Consider the following 20653-nt stretch of genomic DNA (forward strand, 5'->3'; position numbering starts at 1 on the left):
TGCTATAAAATTAAATGGTGGCAACCCTACCAGCAAAGCTTCGGCACATCACAATTCTACTACCGTTGCTACCTTCCGGTCCTGGCGGGGTTCGCAGAGTGCAATTGCGAAGTAACCGGCAGGGCTACCATTGCAAGAACAGAGTATAGAGATTTTTACTCAAGTTGCAAGCCTTTAATCTAAATTAATATAGCTAAGCTATTCATTTGATTATTTAAAATACAAAAATACTAATTTATGACATTTTTCTTCGACATGCAGGATAAGTTTACCTTAAACATACGACAAGATTGTAAACACTTATTGCTTTTCTCTACTTGAACATTTTAAATGTGTTCAAGATGAAATGAATAAAGCCACACAAACTCAAGGCTTTAAGCAAGTAATACAAAATGGATATGTTTTTATGATGCAATATAAGCATGCAATTTATGCACTTACCTTACTCAGCACCAGTTCTATTTTTGCCAACGTCCCAATTGAAACTCGCGGTTTAAGTCAAAACGATTCTGGTTCTAACTATGGCTCAACTTCAACCAATACCCCTGTTGCAGAGGCCAGTGTACCAACCAACATCAATTGGCAACTGATGCAGAAAAATCAGCAACTTGAAAATGATATTAGAAGTCTGCGTGGGCGTATTGAAGAACAAGAAAATACGATTGAGCAACTTAAAAATGATCTAAACAACCGCTATACCGACCTAGATCAACGTTTAGAATTATTACAGCAAAAGGTTGATCCTGACAGTGCCACCCAAACGGAGGATAATCAACAAGATACTTCTCCCAGCACCACCACATCAACCACTGCTCCAGCAGTAAATAATGTAAGTAATCCCGCACCCGTAGCAACTAACTCAACTAAAGCTACAAACATAGATACAACAACTACAGCAAACACTCAACAACAAACCCCAGATTTGGAAAAAGCCGCTTACACAGTCGCACTAGATGCATATAAACAAGGTGGTGCGAAAAAAGCGATTGCTCCAATGCAAAACTTTATCAAAAACCATCCCAATAGCATTTATATTAGTAATGCATATTTTTGGTTAGCAGAATTCAACTTAGCCATAGAACCTACTAACTATACCGAAGCCAAGCGAAATTATAATATTGTAGTCAACCAGTACCCTCAATCTTCCAAAGCTTCACGAGCACTTTATCAACTGTATAGCATAGCCAAAGATGTTGACCGTAATACAGCTTTGGCAACTCAATACAAAGCAAAGCTCTTAAAACAATATCCAAAAAGCGAAGAAGCAGGCTATTTCAAAAAGTAAAAAAAAGACACCTTAAGGTGTCTTTTTTTTACAATCAATTAACGCACAATACCGCGTTCAGACTGTTCCAGAGAATCAATTAACAATTGAGCTTCAGCCACCGTAGGTAAAATCTCCTGACGGATACGCTCAATAGCTTCAACTGTCGTTAAACCTTCTTTATAAATAAGTTTAAACGCTGTACGCAAGCCTTGAATAACCTCTTTAGACCAACCTTTGCGGCGCATGCCTTCCACATTCATTGCAAAAGCATGTGCAGGATTACCAGAAGCCATTACATAAGCAGGCACGTCTTTCAGAATTAAAGATGCACCGCCGATCATGCTAAATGAAGCAAGTTTACAGAACTGATGGATACCTGAGTTTCCACCAACAATAACGTAATCACCAATATGAACGTGACCCGCTACCCCTACATTATTAGCAAAAATATTATGATCACCTACCATGCAATCGTGTGCAATATGGGTATTTACCATCAATAAGTTATGACTACCAATTTTGGTCAAGCTTTGGTCTTGCACAGTACCACGATGTAAACTGCAATGTTCACGAATTGAGTTGTGATCACCAATTTCCAACCAGGTTTCTTCACCTTGATATTTTAGGTCTTGACATACTTCGCCAATACTCGCGAACTGGAAAATTTCATTGTTTTTACCAATACGCGTGTAACCTCCAACTACAACATGTGAGTGAAGTTTTGTACCAGCTCCAATTGTGACCTGTGGACCAATAATACAATAGGGCCCAATTTGTACATCTGGAGCAATTACTGCTGATGAGTCAATAATAGCGGTTGGATGAATGAATTCGTTATTGCTCATGCCTGCTCTATACTTTCTGATGATAAACCATAATTTCCGCGGTTGTCGCAACTACGCCGTCAACAGTGGCAATACAATTATATTTGTAAATACCACGTTTTTGCATAATCAGCTCAGATTTTAATACAAGTTGGTCACCCGCAACCACTTGTTTTTTAAATCTTACCTTCTCTGCACCTGCAAAAAGGAACAAAGAACCTTCACTTGGTTTCTCATTGTTCATAATAAAGCCCAAAATACCTGAAACTTGAGCCAAGGCTTCAACAATTAATACACCAGGCATAATTGGGTAATTCGGGAAATGTCCTTGCAAGAACTCTTCATTAATTGAAACGTTTTTATAACCCACAATCCCATTATCAGTTACATCAACAATGCGATCAACCAATAAGAATGGATAACGGTGTGGTAAATATTCACGAATTTGCTGAATATGCATTGGCAATTCTGGTTTCGTAAATGATAGTAAAGTCGACTCAGTCATCATATTTCTATTTACGCAATTTAAAAGTTGATTCAAGGGACTCAATTTGAGTCTGCATATGATCAAGTCGTTTGACTAATTGGGTCAATGGCACATCTGCTAATTGTCGAAGCCTTACAACTGTACGCTTCCATTGCGGTGTTTCAAATAATCCCGTACCACCAGAATAACTTCCCGCTTCGTAAATATTATTTGTGACCATTGACATTCCTGTAATTGTCACATTATCAGCAATTGAAATGTGTCCAACTACCCCACAACCACCTGCAAGGATACAGTTTTTGCCAATTGTTGTACTACCTGCAATTCCACTCTTTGCGGCAATTGCAGTATTTTCACCAATTTTAACGTTATGTGCGATTTGCACAAGGTTATCAATCTTAACACCATGTTCCAAAATGGTATCATCCAAAGCACCGCGATCGACACTACAATTTGAACCAATTCGAACATCATTTCCAATTTGAACGGAACCTAATTGAGCAATACGATGCCATTTACCTTGATAAGGTGCAAAACCAAAACCCTCTCCACCAATCACTGTATTGGCATGGATACGCACACGATCACCAATTTTACATGCGCCTGTTAATGTCACATGCGAATCAATAAATCCATCTTTACCAATTTCCACATCATCATCAATGCGTACATGCGGTTGAATTACAGTGTTATCACCAACCACGCAATGTGCACCAATCACAACGTAATGACCAATATAAGCCGAATCTGAAATAATTGCTGAAGGATGAATCTGTGCAGTACTTTCTATACCAACATCATAATGCTTTTTCTCAAACACATGAGTGAGAATTGCAAAAGCAAGATATGGATTGGGAACAAGAATAAAGTTTTGATGGCTATGCAATTTTTCTTGTAAAGCCTGAGTGACAATAAGAGCACCCGCTTTTGATGCAAGCGCCTTATCTAAATACTTTTCATCTGTCACAAAGGAAATATTTTGTGCAGATGCTGCATCGAGGCTCGCCAAACCTTGAATAACAAGATTGGATTGACCTATACACTCGCCTTGAACAAGACGAGCAAGGTCTTCTAAACTTTTTTTGTTAAGATTCATTGATTACTTAATTGCATTAACCTTTTGAATCATTTTATCAGTTAAATCGTACTTAGCGTCATAGGCAAGTGCAGAGTTTTTGTTCAACACTACATCTAAACTACCTTCTTTACGCAGTTGCTCAGCAACTTGCTTAATACGAGAATCCAATGTCTTGTTCATTACTTGCAAAGACGCTTGAACTTTACCTTGCAGACCTTGTTGAATACCATTTAGCTCGTTTAGCTTAGTTTGGTATTCCGCACTCATTTTCTGCATTTCAGCCTCAGAAAGCTTACTTGTCTGAGCCTTTTGTTTCATTGCCTCAAGCTCTTTACCTAACTGCTCTAAACGAGTGGTTTGCGGCTTAATTGACTGTTGAAGCGTTGCATTCTGTGCTTTGAGATAAGTACTATTTTCTACTACCTGCTCTAGGTCTACCACCCCATAGCCTGCAGCATGGACCATCGAACTGAGTGAAATGCTAGTAAAAGCCAATGCCTTGATTATTTTACGCATTTATTAAGCCTTATTGTATATTGTCTTTGGTTTTAGAAAGATCGTACTTAGAAAGTACGACCGATTTCAAATTGAAGCTCTTTAGTTTCATCGCCTTGTTTGTCATTTAGCGGGAAGGCATAACTTAACGACAATGGACCAATCATGGTAATCCAGGTAAAGCCTACACCCACGCTATAACGCATATTACCTAAGTCAAAACCATATTCATCTTTACATGTTTTCTTTGCAGCTTCTGTACTAAACACATCACATTGAGTATCAAAGACTTGTGCACCTTCAGCAAACAATACTGGGCGGACTTGGCGTGTCCAATCACCTTTAAATGGTAAAGGTAAAGCCAACTCAGTACCAAATTGAACTAGAGCATTACCACCCACTTCTTCTGGTGATGGGTCTTTTTGCTTCGTTTCACTATAGTAAACACCATCATACTTTGGCCCTAGAGTACTGTTGTCATAACCACGTACCGATCCATAGCCACCTGCATAAAAGTTTTTATAGAAAGGTAAGTCATTACCGTAACCCAACTTACCATAACCACGCAGAACAAAGTCCTTACCTAACGGCAAAAATGCCTGTGCATCGTAAGTAATTTTTTGGTACTCAACATCACTACCCGGTAATGCAATTTCAGCATTGACGCGGTGAGACTGACCCGTTGTAGGGAACACTGGACGGTTCAGTGTATTGTATGACCAACCGAGTGTTAGGTTGTATGTAAGGAAATCACCTGTAAATTCAGATTCATATGGATCAGAGGTTTTACCATCAGGACAAACATAAGTGTTTGTATCTGGATCTAATACCTGATCAACAGTACAGTAAGTTGCTGTATTTTTGACTTTACCACCATGTGCTTTTAAATAGTCACGCACATAAGTCGACACATAAGGACCTGTCGTTACATCAGTTTGATCAATATTTAAACCCGCACTAACGCTTTGGTTTTCATCAATTGGATAACCAAAATTGATACCCCCACCAAAACTATCCGTCACATAGTTGTTAACGTTATAGTCACTATTTAATTTGGTTTTACGGTAGTACATGTTGTAGCCACGACGCACACCATCAATGGTGAAGTATGGGTCGGTTACACTGAGATTGTAGTAGTCTTGAGTTTCTGAACGAGACAAATCGATTGCAACACTATTACCCGTCCCCATAAAGTTGGTTTGGCTTAATCCAGCTTGGAATGTAACACCACCACTTTGTGAATAACCCACTGCCAAGGTACTTGTACCTGAATGTTGTTCTTCAACACTCACATTCAAATCGACCTGATCAGGCATACTTGGAATACGCGTCGGTTTAATATCAACCGTTTTAAAATAGCCAGTACGCTCTAAACGCACTTTAGACAAATCAATTTTTTCGTTACTTGCTAAAGCACCTTCCATTTGACGCATTTCACGACGTAATACCTCATCAGAAGTTTTGGTATTACCTGTGAAATTAATACGACGTACAGTCACTTGCTGACCTGGATTGATATAGTAATTTAGATCGACTTGTCGTGTTTCATTATTAATTTGCGGAACAACATTCACTTCCGCATAGTAATAACCTGCATTACCGTATTTACGTAACAACAATTGCTTTACAGCATTTACTTTTTCTTGTGAATAAGTCGAGCCATCCTTATAAATCTGCATCGCCTTCAATTCTTCAGGCTTATATAATGCATCTCCTAAGAATTTAGATTCACCAAACTTAAATTGCTGACCTTCATTGACAGAAACCTCAATAAAAATTCGCTTTTTGTCTTCACTTAAGTTCAAGCTAGAATTAGTAATATCAAAGTTGATATAACCTGCATTTAAATATAAAGCACGTAACGCCTCTAAGCTTGCAGCCATTTTTTCACGTGCATAACGGTCATTACGTGAAACAATTGAACTCCAACTGCTTTCTTTTACAGCAAAAGCTTGTTGAATATCACTATCGCTGAAAACGGTGTTTCCAATAACATTAATATCGACAACTTTAGCAGCCTTACCCTCATTAAACTCGAGTAATAAATCTACACGGTTATTGGGTTTTGCTGTAGTTGTCACTTTTACATCAGCATCATAACGACCTTGCTGAACATATTGTTGCTCTAATTCAGACTCAACTGTTTGAAGTGTTGATTTTTTTAACACTTCACCTTCAGCCAAACCCATTTTTTTCAAGCCTTCTTCCAAAGCTTCTTTGGGAATAAGTTTATTGCCTTTCAGCTCAACTTTAGATATAAGCGGACGCTCAATCACTTTAAATACAAGCGTATCGCCTTCTTTCGATGCCTTAATGTCATCAAACATGCCTGAAGCATACAATGCACGAATTGAATTCGAAATAGCCTGATCATCAACACGATCACCACTATGTACTGGCAACATGGTATACACATTGGCAGGAGTTAAACGAACGAGTCCATCAATTTTTATATCACGGACAATAAATTCATCCGCTGCATATACTTGTTGTACTGCTGCCATAGCACTAACCAGTGCCAAAGGCATAAATAAATGTGTGTGCTGCATGCCAGTCTTTTCCGATGTTAATTTCAAAGCGACGTTGTTATAAACGCATAAAGTCATTAAATAATGCAAGGAGCATCATGCTACCCAGCAGTACCATACCAATTTTTAAACCAACCAATTGTATTTGTTCAGAAACAGGTTTACCACGAATCAATTCCACAAAGTAGTACACTAAATGCCCACCATCCAACATAGGAATCGGCAATAAGTTTAATATTCCTAAACTAACACTCATCAATGCCATAAAAGAAATAAACGTTTGCCATCCCATTTCAGCACTTTGTCCAGCGACTTTTGCAATCGTAATTGGACCCGATAAGTTTTCCAAACCAATTAAACCACGAACCATCTTAACGATAGAGTTCAAAATCATGGTACTGATTTGCCCTGTCTTATCAAGCGCTTTTCCAAATGCTTCTACAGGGCCATATTGAATCGTTTGCTTATATTCCTCAGGAATGACCACTTGACCAGGATTGTTTTGCACACCAAGCACACCAGACACGTTACCCATGTTGTCTCGCTTACCTTGAGGCATCACTTCTAAATGCACCAACTGATTTTGTCTTAATACATCAATTTTGAGTAGTTTTTCAGGTGAGGCTTGAACTACCTCAACAACATCAAACCAATCTTTCATTTTTACGCCATCAATTGCAACTATCTGATCACCCGCTTTCATTCCCTGTCGAATCGCTGCACCATCTTCACTTAACTTCATGACGGTTGCAGGAATATACGGGCGATATGGAATAAAGCCCAAACTATCCAATGGCGATTGATTTTGATCTTTTAAGAAATTCTGAATAGGAAGCTCAAAAGACTTTGCTTGACCATTTCGATCTGCTTCAATCTGAATGACCCCCGATTCGCCAGCACGATCAACCAAAGCAAAATTCAATTGCTCCCAAGTTGAGGTTTTAGCGCCATCAACAGCTGTAATCTTGTCACCGACCTGCATTTGGGCAGTTGCGGCAGGTGAATTCACCAAGACCTTACCCACACGTGTATTTAATTGTTCTTGTGCAGGTAAAAATAGCACCCAAAATAATAACACTGCAAAAATAAGATTGATCAGCGGTCCTGCGGCTACAATCGCAATACGCTTCCATGGATGTTGACGGTTAAATGCATAAGGTAAATCAGCTTCCGCCACATTACCTTCACGCTCATCCAACATTTTGACATAGCCACCTAAAGGCAAAGCAGACAATTGATATTGAATACCTGACTTCTTAGATGTCCATTTCAACACAGTTGGCCCAAAGCCAATCGAATAAACCAAAACTTTAACGCCGAGTTTACGTGCTACAAAATAATGTCCGAACTCATGAATCGCGATAAGAGGCCCGAGCAATAAAATTGCTGCAACAATAATAAACAAGGCATTCATTTTAGCTTCCTTTACTGCTTACAAACTGCTGAGCAATAGATCTGGCAGTTGAGTCCACTTGTAAGATTAAATCTATTGAATCCGCAGAACCATTTTCAACTTGATTCAACGTATGTTCAACCACCACAGGAATATCGGTAAAACCAATCTGTTTTTGCAAGAAAGATGCCACCGCTATTTCATTTGCTGCATTTAAAACTGTAGGAGCCAAGCCACCCGCTTGGATAGATTGGCGAGCCAAGGTTAAAGCAGGAAAGCGCGTTGTATCTGGCTCTTGAAAATCAAGCTGATGGTTTACGAATAAATCCAAAGCTGGAACATGGGTATTAATACGCTTAGGCCAAGCTAAAGCATGAGCAATTGGAGTACACATATCCGGATTCCCCATTTGCGCCAAAGTTGAACCATCAACATATTGCACCATGGAGTGAATAATACTCTGTGGATGAACAACAATTGTTACAAAATGTTCTGAAATTGCAAAAAGATGACACGCTTCGATTAATTCAAGCCCCTTATTCATCAAAGTCGCAGAATCAACAGAAATCTTCTGCCCCATAGACCAGTTAGGGTGCTTACAGGCCTGTTCAGGTGTAACACTTTTCAACTCTTCTAGAGAATGATGAAGAAATGGCCCACCAGATGCTGTTAATAAAACACGCGAAACACCCAGTTTAGGCTGACCATTACGTTCTACATTCAAATATTGTTCAGGTAGACATTGGAAAATTGCATTGTGCTCAGAGTCTACGGGCAATAATAAGGCTTGATGCTCCCGAGCAGCCTGCATCATCAAATCACCAGACATGACCAAGGCTTCTTTATTGGCAAGCAGTACTCGCTTACCCGCTTTAACCGCGGCCAAAGTTGGCAATAGGCCCGCCGCTCCGACAATTGCAGCCATCACCACATCGACATCGGGATGACGAGCAACTGCTTCTAAGCCCGCTTCATCAAATAAAATTTCGATATCATTAATATTTTCTTGCGCAAAGCTTTGTCGTAACTCTCGCTCTTTGGCAGATGGAATAACCACAATTTTGGGGCGATACTGTTTGCAAATCTGCACCAATTCTTGAATTCGACTGTATGCCGTTATTGCAAAAACAGAATAATCTTCAGGATGCTGTTGCAGTATTTTTAAGGTACTTTGCCCAATAGAACCCGTTACACCTAAGATACAAACTGCTTGTGACATTTACAAATCTACGCCAATTAGTTTTAACACATACATCCCCGCAGCAAATATTGGCGCTGCAGAAAGCAAAGAATCAATACGGTCTAATACACCGCCATGCCCAGGTAAGATTCGACCAGAATCCTTAATTCCCGCTCGGCGTTTAATCATGGACTCAAACAAGTCTCCCAAGACTGAACTAAACACAGTGACTATAGAGAGAATCAGGAACAAAATATGTTGCGCTAACGTTAAGTCTAGATATAAAACTTCAACAACAATTACAATCAACATTGAGGTTAAAATGCCACCATACAACCCTTCAACGGATTTATTTGGACTTACATCTGGCGCAAGTTTTTTCTTACCCAATTTACGCCCAACAAAGTATGCACCACTGTCTGCTCCCCAAACCAACAAGAACAGATACATTAACCACCATGGAGAACTCACCCATAGCGCGAAAATTGCTGTTACGGCAGCAGAAACTAAAATAAATCCTGAAAAATAGAGACTGTTATTATACCAACCATCGTATTCTGGATAATTTTTTACCCAATAAACACTGACTAACCAAGATAAAATGGATGCACACCATAATAAAAGTGCAATATCTTTAAAATACAAAGCCAAAGTTGCCAATGCAGCAGTAACAATACCGTAGCACCATGCAAAAGGCTTAATAATATGATTTGTTTTTCTCGGCATGAGCTTAAACCACTCATAACCAGCAACCCCAGCGGCAACAATCATCAGCATCAACATTGGATACTGAGATTGAGTAGCAAACATACAACTAAGTACAACTGCCACCAATACCAAGGCGGTAATAATCCGCTCTAACATTTATTAATTCTCAAATTTATCTTGTTGAATTTGCTCAGATGTTTTACCAAAACGACGTTCACGCCCTGCAAAAACCTCAAGTGCATGATCAAACTCTTGCACACCAAATTCAGGCCACAAAGTTTCAGTAAAATATAATTCTGCATACGCGGCTTGCCAAAGCAAGAAATTCGACAGTCGATAATCACCGCCTGTACGAATCAGTAAATCAACAGCTGGTAAATCCGACAAACTAATATACTGCCCCATAAGCTCGGCATTAATTTGATTCACTTCCAGCTTACCAGCTTTGACTTCCTGAGCAATTTGTTGCGCAGCTTGTGCCATATCCCACATGCCACCATAACTTACCGCAATGGTTAAAGTCATTTGAGTGAACTTAGCAGTCCTTTGCTCAGCATGCAACATTAACTCACGTAAATGCGGAGACAAACGAGAACGGTCACCGATAAATCTTAAAGCGATTTCAAATTTTTCCATGCGCGGGATTTGCTCATGAATTGTTTCTTCCAACAAATTCATCAGCAAATCCACCTCATACTGAGGTCTGTTCCAATTTTCGCTTGAAAATGCAAAAACGGTTAATGCTTGAATCTTTCTTTTTCGACAATGCTCAACAATTGGATCAAGGACATTTTTACCTTTACGGTGTCCCGCACCCTTTTGCATCTGCATTTTTTTGGCAAAACGATTGTTGCCATCCATAATGATGGCAACATGTTTTGGAAGATGTGTAGTGTCTTCAGATGTGGTCATTAATTTTAGACCTTCATCAATTCAGCTTCTTTTGCAGCCAAACGCTTTTCAACTTCAGCAACGAACTTATCAGTGATTTTTTGGATATCTTCACCCGCACGGCGCTCATCATCTTCAGAAATTTCTTTTTCTTTCAACAATGCTTTGATATCACCCAACACATCACGACGAATGTTACGAATTGCTACTTTTGCATTTTCAGCTTCATTACGTGCAACTTTCTGCATGTCACGACGTGTTTCTTCTGTCAATGCTGCCATTGGCACACGAATCGCATCTGCTGTAATAGGATTCAAACCTAAATCTGATTCGCGAATTGCTTTATCAATTGCCGCAACCATTGAACGTTCAAAAGGTTGAACTAAAAGTGTACGAGAATCCTCAACACCAACGTTGGCAACCTGATTTAAAGGCACATCAGAGCCATAGTAAGGAACCATTACACCGTTCAGAATGGATGGATGCGCTCGTCCAGTACGAACCTTTGCAAAACCATGTTCCAACGAGTCAAGTGACTTGTTCATACGGTCTTCTGCGTCTTTTTTAAGATCGTTAATCATATGATCTTCCTTACTTAATTCTAAAAGATGTCATTACTAAAATAGCGTGTAGTATAAAGAGCTTTCAGGCTCACGTACATTAGTTCGTAACGTGAGTCCCTTCTTTTTCACCCATAACCACTGAAAGCAACGCACCAGACTTGTTCATATCAAATACTTGAAGCGGTACATGATGGTCACGACACAAACAGATTGCAGTTAAATCCATGACACCCAACTTTTCATCCAACACTTGATCGAATGTTAAATTGTCGTATTTCACTGCATCATCAAATTTGCTTGGGTCTTTATTATAAACACCATCAACTTTAGTGGCTTTTAAGATGAGGCTAGCTTCAATTTCAATACCACGCAAACATGCTGCAGTATCTGTTGTAAAGAATGGGTTACCAGTACCTGCAACGAATACACATACCTCACCTTGAGTCAGGTGACGAATTGCATCACGGCTAGAATATGATTCCACCACAGTACCAATTGGCAATGCTGACATTAAACGTGTTTTAATGTTACGGCGTACCAATGCATCGCGCATAGCCAAACCATTCATAACAGTTGCCAACATACCCATTTGGTCACCCGTTACTCGGCCAACCAAACCATCTTTCTGTAGTTGACTACCACGGTATAAGTTACCACCACCAACAACAATACCCACCTGCACACCAAGGCCAACCAAATGTGCAATAGATAAAGACATTTGGTCTAATACTTGCGCATCAATACCCATGTCCTTGTTGCCCGCAAGCGCCTCACCTGAAAGCTTTAGCAAGATGCGTGAATAGCGTGGATTCTTTGAATCTGACATTCCAAACTCCAAATTAACTTAATTTCTATTTTTCTATATATGGATTTACTTAAGCCGATTTCACTCGAATCAACTTCGCAAACAAATCGTATTCATCTGCATCAGTAATTTCTACTTCAAGCAAATCGCCTGCTTTAATCAGATTCTTGTCGATATCTTCAACAAAGACATTCCCATCAATTTCAGGTGCATCCGCATATGAACGAGCTACTGCAACAGGAAATTCTTCTTCAAGATCATCAACCAAGACCATCATGACCTGACCAATACGCTTTTGTAGCTTAGCTGCTGAAATTTCCTGCTGAACTTCCATAAAACGTTCATAACGCTCTTGCTTAATTTCTTCAGGTACGTGATCTGGCAAATCGTTAGCCGTAGCACCTTCGACTGGTGAATAAGTAAAGCAACCCACACGGTCTAACTTCGCTTCTTTCAACCAATCCAGCAACATTTGGAAATCTTCTTCAGTTTCGCCTGGGAAACCGACCACAAATGTTGAACGAATCACCAATTCAGGACATTTTTCACGCCACAATTTCAGGCGCTCTAATGTGTTTTCACTATGGGCTGGTCGCTTCATCAATTTTAAGATGCGCGGACTGGCATGCTGAAAAGGAATATCTAAGTACGGTAAGATTTTACCCTGAGCCATTAAATCAATAACAGCATCTACATGCGGATATGGGTAAACATAGTGCAAACGAACCCAGATCCCTAATTGACCTAAGGCTTCACACATGTCATAAAATTTGGTTTTAACTGGCTGACCATTCCAGAAATCCAGTTTATATTTGGTATCTACACCATAAGCAGAGGTGTCTTGAGAAATCACCAATACTTCTTTTACGCCTGCACGTTTTAATGCAGCCGCTTCGTCAAGTACAGAACCAACTGGGCGTGATACCAAATCACCGCGCATACTTGGAATGATACAGAAGGTACAACGATGGTTACATCCTTCCGATATTTTTAAATAAGCATAATGTTTCGGGGTTAAACGAATGCCTTGCTCTGGCACTAAATCAATAAATGGATTGTGCTTTGGCGGTGCTGGTACATATTCATGTACTGCTTCCATGACATCCTGATAAGCTGCCGCGCCTGTGACTTTTAAGACATTTGGGTGCATTTCACGAATTTTATCTTCGTCTTTGCCTAAACAGCCTGTCACAATAACTTTACCATTGGCACTCATTGCTTCGCCAATCGCATCCAATGATTCTTGTACTGCAGATTCAATAAAACCACAGGTATTAACAACAACCAAATCGGCACCATCATAATCTGATGCCACATCATAACCTTCAGTCTTTAACTGAGTTAAAATTCGTTCAGAATCTACCAATGCCTTAGGACAACCTAAAGAAACAAAACCGACTTTGGGGGACTTCATGAATCTGCGCTCCACTAGAATGCGCGTATTGTAAGACTTTTCGATTGATAAAAATAGGTGGGAAGCCGACTCTTTATGTAATGCACCAAAATTAATCCACTGTTTGTCTTATATATTTACATTTGCACCATTTTGATACATTTTAAAAGTTAATTACTTAATATCTTCGGCCTACAATTTTAATAAAGTCCAATTTCGGCGCATTTTTTTAATAAAGGCTCAACTTTGACACCCTGAATTTAAAGTTGGCGTGCATTTTGCTTAATCTGCATCAATTGCGTTCCAATATTGGACTATTAATTGCTTTTTGAAGATGCCATTGCGCCATTTTAACACAGGATACCTTCGCTAATGGATCAACCACATACTATCGACTATCGCGTTTTGGTGGACAATTTGACCACCGCGATTTTGCTTGTCGACAGTAAACTTAATATTTTTTACTTAAACTCATCATGTGAATCTTTGTTTGATATGAGTTTATTACGAGCAAATGGGCAACCTGTCCTAAATTTGCTCCATATGCCAAATGATGAATTTAATACAGAAGAAGCATTATTTAACACTTTAGCAACTGGTCAGCCTTATACTCGTCGTGAAGCTACAATTAACGTCAACTTTAAAGACATTCATGTAGATTATACCGTTTCACAACTCAATGCAGGTAAACCCTACCACCCTTTACTGCTCATTGAACTTAATCCGATTGATCGGATGCTGAAAATCTCCAAAGAAGAAAATCTGATTCAACAACATCAAGTAGCTCGTCAATTAATTCGTGGGGTAGCCCATGAAATTAAAAACCCTTTAGGTGGGATTCGCGGTGCTACACAGCTTTTAGCTCGCAGTTTAAATAATCCAGAATACTCAGAGTTCACTGACATTATCATCAGTGAAGTTGATCGTTTGCGCAATCTTGCCGACACCATGTTGGGTTCTCGCCAATTACCAAGCTATGAACCAGTCAATGTACATGAGCCTTTAGAACGCGTTCGATCTCTGATTGCCAACCAGACCAAGAAAAAAATCAAGATCACACGTGATTACGATTTATCCTTACCTGAAGTTAAAGCAGATCGTGATCAATTGATTCAAGTCATGCTAAACATTAGCGTGAACGCAGTACAAGCCATGATGGAAAACAAAGATTTCTTTACCGAACATCAACCAGAACTGGTCTTAAGAACTCGAATTCAACGTCTTGTCACCATTAATGGTGTACTGAATCGCTCTGCGGTTCGTGTTGATATTGAAGATAATGGACCAGGCGTTCCTGAGGAAATTTTGGAATCTGTGTTCTACCCACTTGTGACCGGTCGTGCCAAAGGTACTGGTCTCGGCCTAAGCATTGCACAAAACATTATGCACCAACATAACGGAATGATTGAATGCCAATCTATTCCTGGAAAAACAGTATTTAGCTTATATTTACCTTGGGAGTCTAACCATGTCGCGAAATAAAATATGGGTAATTGATGATGATCGCGCCATGCGATGGGTACTTGAAAAAACATTCAAAGAAGAAGGTTTTGATGTTACTAGCTTTGAAGAAGCACAATCTGCTTTAGATCAACTGGCGACTGATGCACCTGATGTAATTCTTACCGACATTCGCATGCCGGGAATTGATGGTCTGACTTTTTTAGCTAAAGTTAAGAACAATTACCCAGACCTACCCGTCATTATTATGACCGCGCACTCCGATCTTGAATCGGCAGTGTCTAGTTATCAGACTGGTGCTTTTGAATATTTACCAAAACCTTTTGATATTGACGAAGCATTAGCACTGGTCAATCGAGCAATCTTGCATATCACCAAGTTACAACAACAAGAATCTGCAAAAATAGCATCACCTATTCAATCTACAGAAATTATTGGCGAATCTCCTGCCATGCAGGAAGTCTTCCGTGCGATTGGTCGTTTATCACAATCACACATCACTGTATTGATTAATGGTGAATCTGGCACAGGTAAAGAATTAGTTGCACATGCGCTACATCGCCACTCACCGCGTAGTAGTAAGCCATTTATTGCCTTAAATATGGCTGCAATTCCAAAAGATTTAATCGAAACTGAACTTTTTGGCCATGAAAAAGGCGCGTTTACTGGCGCCAATACGCAACGTCAAGGTCGTTTTGAACAAGCCAATGGCGGTACATTGTTCCTCGATGAAATTGGGGACATGCCTTTTGAAACTCAAACTCGTCTATTACGCGTCTTGGCGGATGGTGAGTTCTATCGCGTTGGCGGCCATATCCCTGTTAAGGTCGATGTCCGTATTGTGGCCGCAACCCACCAAGACCTTGAAAAATTAGTCAATGAAGGCCGCTTCCGTGAAGACTTGTATCACCGTCTTAACGTGATCCGCATTCATATTCCTAAACTGGCGCATCGTAGCGAAGATATTCCTATGCTGGCACAGCATTTCCTTGCACGTGCAGGCAAAGAACTTGGCGTTAGTCCAAAAATTCTACGTCCTGAGACACAGGAATATATGCAGCAACTTCCTTGGCCAGGTAATGTACGCCAATTGGAAAATACCTGCCGCTGGCTTACGGTCATGATTACAGGTCGTGAAGTTTATCCAGAAGATCTTCCATCTGAGCTAAAACAAATTCCAATTGAGAAAGCATCAGAACATGCGGCAACTCTACATTTTGACCGTATCTCATTACACCACTGGGATGAGTTACTCGGTCAATGGGCTATTCAGAAACTCAAAAATGGCGAAATGAAGATTCTTGACATTGCTACACCGATGTTTGAACGCACACTCATCAATGCTGCACTACAGCAAACGCGTGGTCGCAAACGCCATGCTGCTGAGCTTTTAGGTTGGGGACGAAATACTCTGACGCGTAAACTGAAAGAACTTGGTATGGATACAGCCGATGATGACATTGAAGAAGAAATTGAAGGCTAATCCTTAAATAAAAACAGCTCCATTAGGAGCTGTTTTTATTTTATCACTATGTTGCAAAACCAGTATAACGATACATATTCTCTACCCCCAATTCTGAACGCACCAAAATGGCATCATTAAACTCAACATTGAGGATTTCTTGAAATACATTTGCCGCTTCATCATCATGAATTTGATCTACAGAACGTGACATTTTTTCTTCAAAACGATCCGAGACAAATTCAAAGCCCAAATCCATTGCAATAAATAATGTATGTTCACATGGCTGGATATATTGTTCTTCCGTCCAATCTACAACAGCATGTTGGCATATAGGGCAACGAATATTCTCTTCTGCTGAATGTATTTCAATAATTTGCTGGTACATCTTTTATCAACTGTAATCTATTCTGTGCAGTCTAATAGATTCAACAGCAAAATTACATGAAAAGACACAGGATTTAAAATTGACAATATGCAACATTCACACTAAATTTTAGAAATTGTTGCATAAATGGAATTATAAATGTTATCCGACCTTGATGATTTTTATTGCTTTGCTTTAGTTGTAGAACATGGGGGCTTTAGTGCAGCAGAACGGGCGACCGACATCCCCAAGTCCAAACTGAGCCGTCGTGTCTATAATTTAGAAGAACGTCTTGGTGTACGCCTTATTCAACGCAGCTCACGTCATTTTGCAGTAACTGAAATTGGCATGAATGTCTATCGCCATGCCCAAGTCATGATGAATGCCGCACAAGCTGCTCATGATTTAGTCGATCATTTAAGCGTTGAACCACGTGGTGTCATTAAAGTCAGCTTACCTGTTTCGATTGCCCAAAACGAAATGACCAAAATTCTTCCTGGTTTTTTAAAAAAATACCCTGAGATTAAAGTTCAACTTTTGGTGAGTAATCGTCGTGTGGATGTGATTAATGAAGGGATCGACTTAGCTCTACGTGTCCGATCAAATCTTGATGATGATCCAAGCCTAATTTTAAGAAAATTTGAATTAATCGAACAACATCTCTTTGCCAGTCAAGCCTATTTAAATGAATTTGGTGAACTGAAACAACCTGAAGATTTGGCTCATCACCATATACTAAGTATGGTTGATGAACATCTTGATCAACAGATTATTGTTCATGACAATCAAAATCATCAGAAAAAAATTAAGGTAAATCCTGTTGTCATGGGTTCTGATTTAATGATGCTGGCACAGCTAGCTCGGCAGAACTGCGGTATTGCCTTATTGCCAGACTCGATTGCTCAGGACTATATCAAAACAGGTGAATTGGTCCGCGTCTTACCTGACTGGAAAGCACCTCATGGTATTTTCCATGCCGTCTACCCATCTCGCAGAGGACAACTTCCTGCGGTTCGGGTTTTTATTGATTACCTAGTTGAACATTTAGCACATAAACATAAGTAAGGATAAAAAAAAGCTTATCCGAGGAGGATAAGCTTGAAATAAGAAACTATAGCGAGAATCTTGGGATGCATTTTATATACAGCCCCTTATTCAATCAAAGACAAAAAAACGATTAATATTTTTACTTAATAATCACACAAAGCTGAAAAGATCTAGCTCAATGTAAGTTTTGATCGAAATTAGCTATTAATAAAGATGAATAAATGAGCAACTTAGACTTAAGTCTAAATTCGATTTAATTTGATTGACACTTAATTTCTGGATAATCCCCTGTCCCTTCTGGCCAAGGTGTCAATAATTCAAACCCTGTATCTGTGACTACTACCATATGTTCCCATTGGGCGGACAGCGACTTATCAGTCGTCACAACAGTCCAACCATCTTGAAGCTCTTTTACGCTACCACGACCAATATTTATCATTGGTTCAATAGTAAATACCATGCCTGTTTTAAGCTTCAAGCCTAGGCCTGGTTTCCCATAATGTAAGACGCTTGGCTGCTCATGATAAACTTTGCCAATACCATGACCACAATAATCTTTAACAACGCTAAAACCTTCCCGCTGTGCAACAGACTGAATCGCAAAGCCAATATCACCTAATGTTGCATCAGGTTTAACTGCTTGAATTCCTGCTAGCATGGCTTCATAAGTCGTATCGACCAATTTTTTTGCTTCTGGCTTGATACTGCCCACGTAATACATACGACTGGTGTCACCAAAGTAACCATCTTTGATAATCGCAACGTCAATATTAATAATATCCCCATCTTGTAGAATACGAGTAGCCGAAGGAATACCATGACAAACCACTTCATTTGGTGAAATACACGTGGTTTTGGTATAACCGTAATAACCAATATTTGCAGGAATCACATTTAAGGTATTTACAATGTAGTCGTGACAAATATCATCCAGATATTCAGTACTGACCCCAGGCTTAACATGCTCGCCAATCATTGCCAAAACTTGTGCCGCTAAACGCCCTGACACGCGCAGTTTTTCAATATCTTGCTCAGTTTTAATCACGACTGAAGAAGCTAGCATATTCTCACCCTCTTAAATGATGCAGGCATTATAATCCTTTTCATTTAAAAATGTTGCGAGTAATCTAAGCAACCACAACAACTGCAACGATCTTAAAATAACCGCAGAAAAATAACAGACAATGTTTCTACCCGCTAAATTTTTTATAAATTTCTAAATAGACTCTTTAATAATTTTTTATCAATTTTCAGCCATATAATTCAACCATTAGTTAAACTACAGAAATATTGTATAAAAAAAATTCATATTACATATAAAAAATTTTCCCAAGTCCTTATTTTTCTACTAGAATCGCCTGTTTTTAGTCAATGCATCTCTCAACATGACGAATCTTCGTACTAGAGATATTATTGCCTTGGGTTTCATGACCTTTGCTCTGTTCATTGGGGCAGGCAATATTATCTTTCCTCCTATTGTTGCCCAACAAGCGGGTGAACATGTTTGGTTAGCCGCTGCCGGATTTTTAGTTACTGCAGTGGGTTTACCTGTTATTACCATCATTGCACTTTCACGTGTTGAAGGTTCAATTCAACTACTTAGCTCACCTCTAGGTAAAGTTGCCAGTTTAATCTTAACTGTTGTCTGTTATTTGGCTGTAGGTCCACTCTTTGCTACACCACGCACAGCAACAGTTTCTTATGAAATTGGTTTTTCTTCATATTTTGGTACTTCGCCAAATAGTTTGCTAATTTACAGCATTATCTATTTTGCAATTGTGACGCTGGTTTCACTTTATCCAAACAAATTATTGGATACTGTAGGTCACTTCCTTGCACCGATCAAAATCGTTTCATTAGCCGTACTTGGTATCGCAGCATTCTTAATTCCAGCGGGTTACATCCCTCCTGCTATCAACAATTATGCAAGCAGCCCTGTATCTGAAGGTTTTGTCAATGGCTATCTCACTATGGATACGCTAGGTGCCTTAGTATTTGGTATCGTCATTATTCATGCGATTCACTCACGTGGTGTGACTGACAAAAAGTTAGTGACAAAATACGCGGTTATCGCAGGTATTATTTCTGGTATTGGCTTAACGCTGGTTTATCTCAGTTTGTTTAAACTTGGACTTGGAAGTCATGAAGTCGCACCAAATGCAGCAAATGGCGCTGTTATTTTGCATGCATATGTGCAACATGCTTTTGGCGATTTAGGTTCCATCTTCCTTACAGGGATGATTTTCCTTGCATGTATGGTTACTGCAATTGGCCTAACCTGTGCATGTGCTGAATACTTTTCAGAACTGACTCAAATTCCTTATAAGATTTTTGTATTTGTTTTGGTTGGTTTTTCGCTTCTGATCTCTAATTTAGGTTTAACCAAACTCATTGCGGTATCTGTGCCTGTGCTATGTGCAATTTATCCCCCTGCAATTGTAGTGATCATGCTCAGTTTCTTTGCAAAATTCTGGAAAAATCCTCCAGCAGTAATTGCACCAGTAACGGCAATTGCTTTTGTCTTTGGAATTTTAGAAGGTCTAAAAGCAGCTGAACTCAATTCGTTTTTACCAGAGTTTGTTCAACACTTACCCCTAAATGAACAAAATCTTGCATGGTTAATCCCATCTTTGCTGGTCTTGGTTATTGCTCTAATCTGCGACAAATTTAGAAAATAAGTTTTCAATTTGTAATTAAAATCCAA

Annotated in this window: 19 protein-coding genes and 1 other RNA gene; 5 read left to right on the plus strand and 15 right to left on the minus strand. The window is 39.4% G+C overall.

Going from position 1 to position 20653, the window contains the following annotated elements; all coding sequences use genetic code 11:
* Positions 1 to 24: 24 nt before the first annotated feature.
* An RNA gene (gene ffs / locus MP622_RS07040) (signal recognition particle sRNA small type) lies at positions 25 to 121 on the minus strand.
* Between the two features lie 285 nt (positions 122 to 406).
* Between ffs and MP622_RS07045 the strand changes: the two genes are divergently transcribed.
* A complete protein-coding gene (locus MP622_RS07045; protein WP_044740051.1) occupies positions 407 to 1285 on the plus strand; it encodes a YbgF trimerization domain-containing protein in 879 nt (292 codons plus the stop codon).
* Positions 1286 to 1323: 38 nt separating this feature from the next.
* Here MP622_RS07045 and lpxA read toward each other — a convergent pair whose 3' ends face one another.
* The 12 genes from lpxA to rimO all read right to left on the minus strand — a co-directional run bounded on the left by lpxA (position 1324) and on the right by rimO (position 13633).
* Positions 1324 to 2112 (minus strand): acyl-ACP--UDP-N-acetylglucosamine O-acyltransferase, encoded by a 789-nt coding sequence (lpxA, locus tag MP622_RS07050; protein ID WP_016167726.1) that lies wholly within the window; start codon positions 2110 to 2112, stop codon positions 1324 to 1326.
* A gap of 7 nt (positions 2113 to 2119) precedes the next feature.
* The gene (gene fabZ, locus MP622_RS07055; RefSeq protein WP_104442206.1) at positions 2120 to 2596 is read right to left on the minus strand and encodes a 3-hydroxyacyl-ACP dehydratase FabZ; all 477 of its coding nucleotides are present in this window, start codon (positions 2594 to 2596) and stop codon (positions 2120 to 2122) included.
* A 7-nt stretch (positions 2597 to 2603) separates the two neighbouring features.
* Positions 2604 to 3674, minus strand: a complete 1071-nt coding sequence (lpxD, locus tag MP622_RS07060) for a UDP-3-O-(3-hydroxymyristoyl)glucosamine N-acyltransferase (RefSeq protein ID WP_044740010.1) — start codon at positions 3672 to 3674, stop codon at positions 2604 to 2606.
* Between the two features lie 3 nt (positions 3675 to 3677).
* Positions 3678 to 4172 carry an OmpH family outer membrane protein gene (locus MP622_RS07065; RefSeq protein ID WP_243793237.1) on the minus strand — a complete coding sequence of 165 codons (495 nt, stop codon included), beginning with the start codon at positions 4170 to 4172 and terminating at the stop codon, positions 3678 to 3680.
* Between the two features lie 47 nt (positions 4173 to 4219).
* Positions 4220 to 6700, minus strand: a complete 2481-nt coding sequence (gene bamA, locus MP622_RS07070; protein ID WP_044740052.1) for an outer membrane protein assembly factor BamA — start codon at positions 6698 to 6700, stop codon at positions 4220 to 4222.
* A 37-nt stretch (positions 6701 to 6737) separates the two neighbouring features.
* Positions 6738 to 8093, minus strand: coding sequence for an RIP metalloprotease RseP (gene rseP / locus MP622_RS07075; protein WP_104442208.1), 1356 nt, complete (start codon positions 8091 to 8093; stop codon positions 6738 to 6740).
* A 1-nt stretch (position 8094) separates the two neighbouring features.
* A complete protein-coding gene (ispC, locus tag MP622_RS07080; protein WP_104442209.1) occupies positions 8095 to 9291 on the minus strand; it encodes a 1-deoxy-D-xylulose-5-phosphate reductoisomerase in 1197 nt (398 codons plus the stop codon).
* Complete coding sequence (locus MP622_RS07085; protein WP_016167719.1) at positions 9292 to 10116, minus strand: phosphatidate cytidylyltransferase; 825 nt, start codon at positions 10114 to 10116, stop codon at positions 9292 to 9294.
* Positions 10117 to 10119: 3 nt separating this feature from the next.
* Positions 10120 to 10872 (minus strand): polyprenyl diphosphate synthase, encoded by a 753-nt coding sequence (uppS, locus tag MP622_RS07090; protein ID WP_044740014.1) that lies wholly within the window; start codon positions 10870 to 10872, stop codon positions 10120 to 10122.
* Between the two features lie 5 nt (positions 10873 to 10877).
* On the minus strand, positions 10878 to 11432 hold the full coding sequence (gene frr / locus MP622_RS07095; protein WP_016167717.1) for a ribosome recycling factor: 555 nt from the start codon (positions 11430 to 11432) through the stop codon (positions 10878 to 10880).
* Between the two features lie 79 nt (positions 11433 to 11511).
* The gene (gene pyrH, locus MP622_RS07100) at positions 11512 to 12240 is read right to left on the minus strand and encodes a UMP kinase (RefSeq protein WP_016167716.1); all 729 of its coding nucleotides are present in this window, start codon (positions 12238 to 12240) and stop codon (positions 11512 to 11514) included.
* A 49-nt stretch (positions 12241 to 12289) separates the two neighbouring features.
* Positions 12290 to 13633, minus strand: coding sequence for a 30S ribosomal protein S12 methylthiotransferase RimO (rimO, locus tag MP622_RS07105; protein WP_044740015.1), 1344 nt, complete (start codon positions 13631 to 13633; stop codon positions 12290 to 12292).
* Between the two features lie 351 nt (positions 13634 to 13984).
* Here rimO and glnL point away from each other — a divergent pair, with 351 nt between their 5' ends.
* Together glnL and glnG are read left to right on the plus strand one after the other, a co-directional pair.
* Positions 13985 to 15094: a nitrogen regulation protein NR(II) gene (glnL, locus tag MP622_RS07110; protein ID WP_016167714.1), complete on the plus strand. Its 1110-nt coding sequence runs from the start codon at positions 13985 to 13987 to the stop codon at positions 15092 to 15094.
* Entirely contained in the window at positions 15081 to 16556 is a 1476-nt protein-coding gene (gene glnG / locus MP622_RS07115) for a nitrogen regulation protein NR(I) (RefSeq protein ID WP_104442210.1), read from the plus strand. The genes glnL and glnG overlap by 14 nt, the downstream gene beginning before the upstream one ends.
* Before the next feature lie 46 nt (positions 16557 to 16602).
* On the opposite strand, the gene MP622_RS07120 is transcribed toward glnG, so the two are convergent.
* On the minus strand, positions 16603 to 16923 hold the full coding sequence (locus MP622_RS07120) for a hypothetical protein (protein ID WP_044740016.1): 321 nt from the start codon (positions 16921 to 16923) through the stop codon (positions 16603 to 16605).
* Between the two features lie 138 nt (positions 16924 to 17061).
* On the opposite strand from MP622_RS07120, the gene MP622_RS07125 reads away from it, so the two are divergent.
* Complete coding sequence (locus MP622_RS07125) at positions 17062 to 17967, plus strand: LysR family transcriptional regulator (RefSeq protein ID WP_016167711.1); 906 nt, start codon at positions 17062 to 17064, stop codon at positions 17965 to 17967.
* Positions 17968 to 18202: 235 nt separating this feature from the next.
* On the opposite strand, the gene map is transcribed toward MP622_RS07125, so the two are convergent.
* A complete protein-coding gene (map, locus tag MP622_RS07130; RefSeq protein WP_044740018.1) occupies positions 18203 to 19012 on the minus strand; it encodes a type I methionyl aminopeptidase in 810 nt (269 codons plus the stop codon).
* A 322-nt stretch (positions 19013 to 19334) separates the two neighbouring features.
* On the opposite strand from map, the gene brnQ reads away from it, so the two are divergent.
* On the plus strand, positions 19335 to 20627 hold the full coding sequence (gene brnQ / locus MP622_RS07135; protein ID WP_016167709.1) for a branched-chain amino acid transport system II carrier protein: 1293 nt from the start codon (positions 19335 to 19337) through the stop codon (positions 20625 to 20627).
* The last annotated feature ends 26 nt before the right edge of the window (positions 20628 to 20653 follow it).

Source organism: Acinetobacter sp. PK01, assembly GCF_022819285.1.
Classification (GTDB): Bacteria; Pseudomonadota; Gammaproteobacteria; order Pseudomonadales; family Moraxellaceae; genus Acinetobacter; species Acinetobacter tandoii.

What these genes read in the sequence shown, in the direction of transcription:
- MP622_RS07045 (WP_044740051.1), top strand. Translation starts at nt 407, where the DNA reads ATGATGCAATATAAGCATGCAATTTATGCACTTACCTTACTCAGCACC.
- lpxA (WP_016167726.1), bottom strand. Translation starts at nt 2,112, where the DNA reads ATGAGCAATAACGAATTCATTCATCCAACCGCTATTATTGACTCATCA.
- fabZ (WP_104442206.1), bottom strand. Translation starts at nt 2,596, where the DNA reads ATGACTGAGTCGACTTTACTATCATTTACGAAACCAGAATTGCCAATG.
- lpxD (WP_044740010.1), bottom strand. Translation starts at nt 3,674, where the DNA reads ATGAATCTTAACAAAAAAAGTTTAGAAGACCTTGCTCGTCTTGTTCAA.
- MP622_RS07065 (WP_243793237.1), bottom strand. Translation starts at nt 4,172, where the DNA reads ATGCGTAAAATAATCAAGGCATTGGCTTTTACTAGCATTTCACTCAGT.
- bamA (WP_044740052.1), bottom strand. Translation starts at nt 6,700, where the DNA reads ATGCAGCACACACATTTATTTATGCCTTTGGCACTGGTTAGTGCTATG.
- rseP (WP_104442208.1), bottom strand. Translation starts at nt 8,093, where the DNA reads ATGAATGCCTTGTTTATTATTGTTGCAGCAATTTTATTGCTCGGGCCT.
- ispC (WP_104442209.1), bottom strand. Translation starts at nt 9,291, where the DNA reads ATGTCACAAGCAGTTTGTATCTTAGGTGTAACGGGTTCTATTGGGCAA.
- MP622_RS07085 (WP_016167719.1), bottom strand. Translation starts at nt 10,116, where the DNA reads ATGTTAGAGCGGATTATTACCGCCTTGGTATTGGTGGCAGTTGTACTT.
- uppS (WP_044740014.1), bottom strand. Translation starts at nt 10,872, where the DNA reads ATGACCACATCTGAAGACACTACACATCTTCCAAAACATGTTGCCATC.
- frr (WP_016167717.1), bottom strand. Translation starts at nt 11,432, where the DNA reads ATGATTAACGATCTTAAAAAAGACGCAGAAGACCGTATGAACAAGTCA.
- pyrH (WP_016167716.1), bottom strand. Translation starts at nt 12,240, where the DNA reads ATGTCAGATTCAAAGAATCCACGCTATTCACGCATCTTGCTAAAGCTT.
- rimO (WP_044740015.1), bottom strand. Translation starts at nt 13,633, where the DNA reads ATGAAGTCCCCCAAAGTCGGTTTTGTTTCTTTAGGTTGTCCTAAGGCA.
- glnL (WP_016167714.1), top strand. Translation starts at nt 13,985, where the DNA reads ATGGATCAACCACATACTATCGACTATCGCGTTTTGGTGGACAATTTG.
- glnG (WP_104442210.1), top strand. Translation starts at nt 15,081, where the DNA reads ATGTCGCGAAATAAAATATGGGTAATTGATGATGATCGCGCCATGCGA.
- MP622_RS07120 (WP_044740016.1), bottom strand. Translation starts at nt 16,923, where the DNA reads ATGTACCAGCAAATTATTGAAATACATTCAGCAGAAGAGAATATTCGT.
- MP622_RS07125 (WP_016167711.1), top strand. Translation starts at nt 17,062, where the DNA reads ATGTTATCCGACCTTGATGATTTTTATTGCTTTGCTTTAGTTGTAGAA.
- map (WP_044740018.1), bottom strand. Translation starts at nt 19,012, where the DNA reads ATGCTAGCTTCTTCAGTCGTGATTAAAACTGAGCAAGATATTGAAAAA.
- brnQ (WP_016167709.1), top strand. Translation starts at nt 19,335, where the DNA reads ATGACGAATCTTCGTACTAGAGATATTATTGCCTTGGGTTTCATGACC.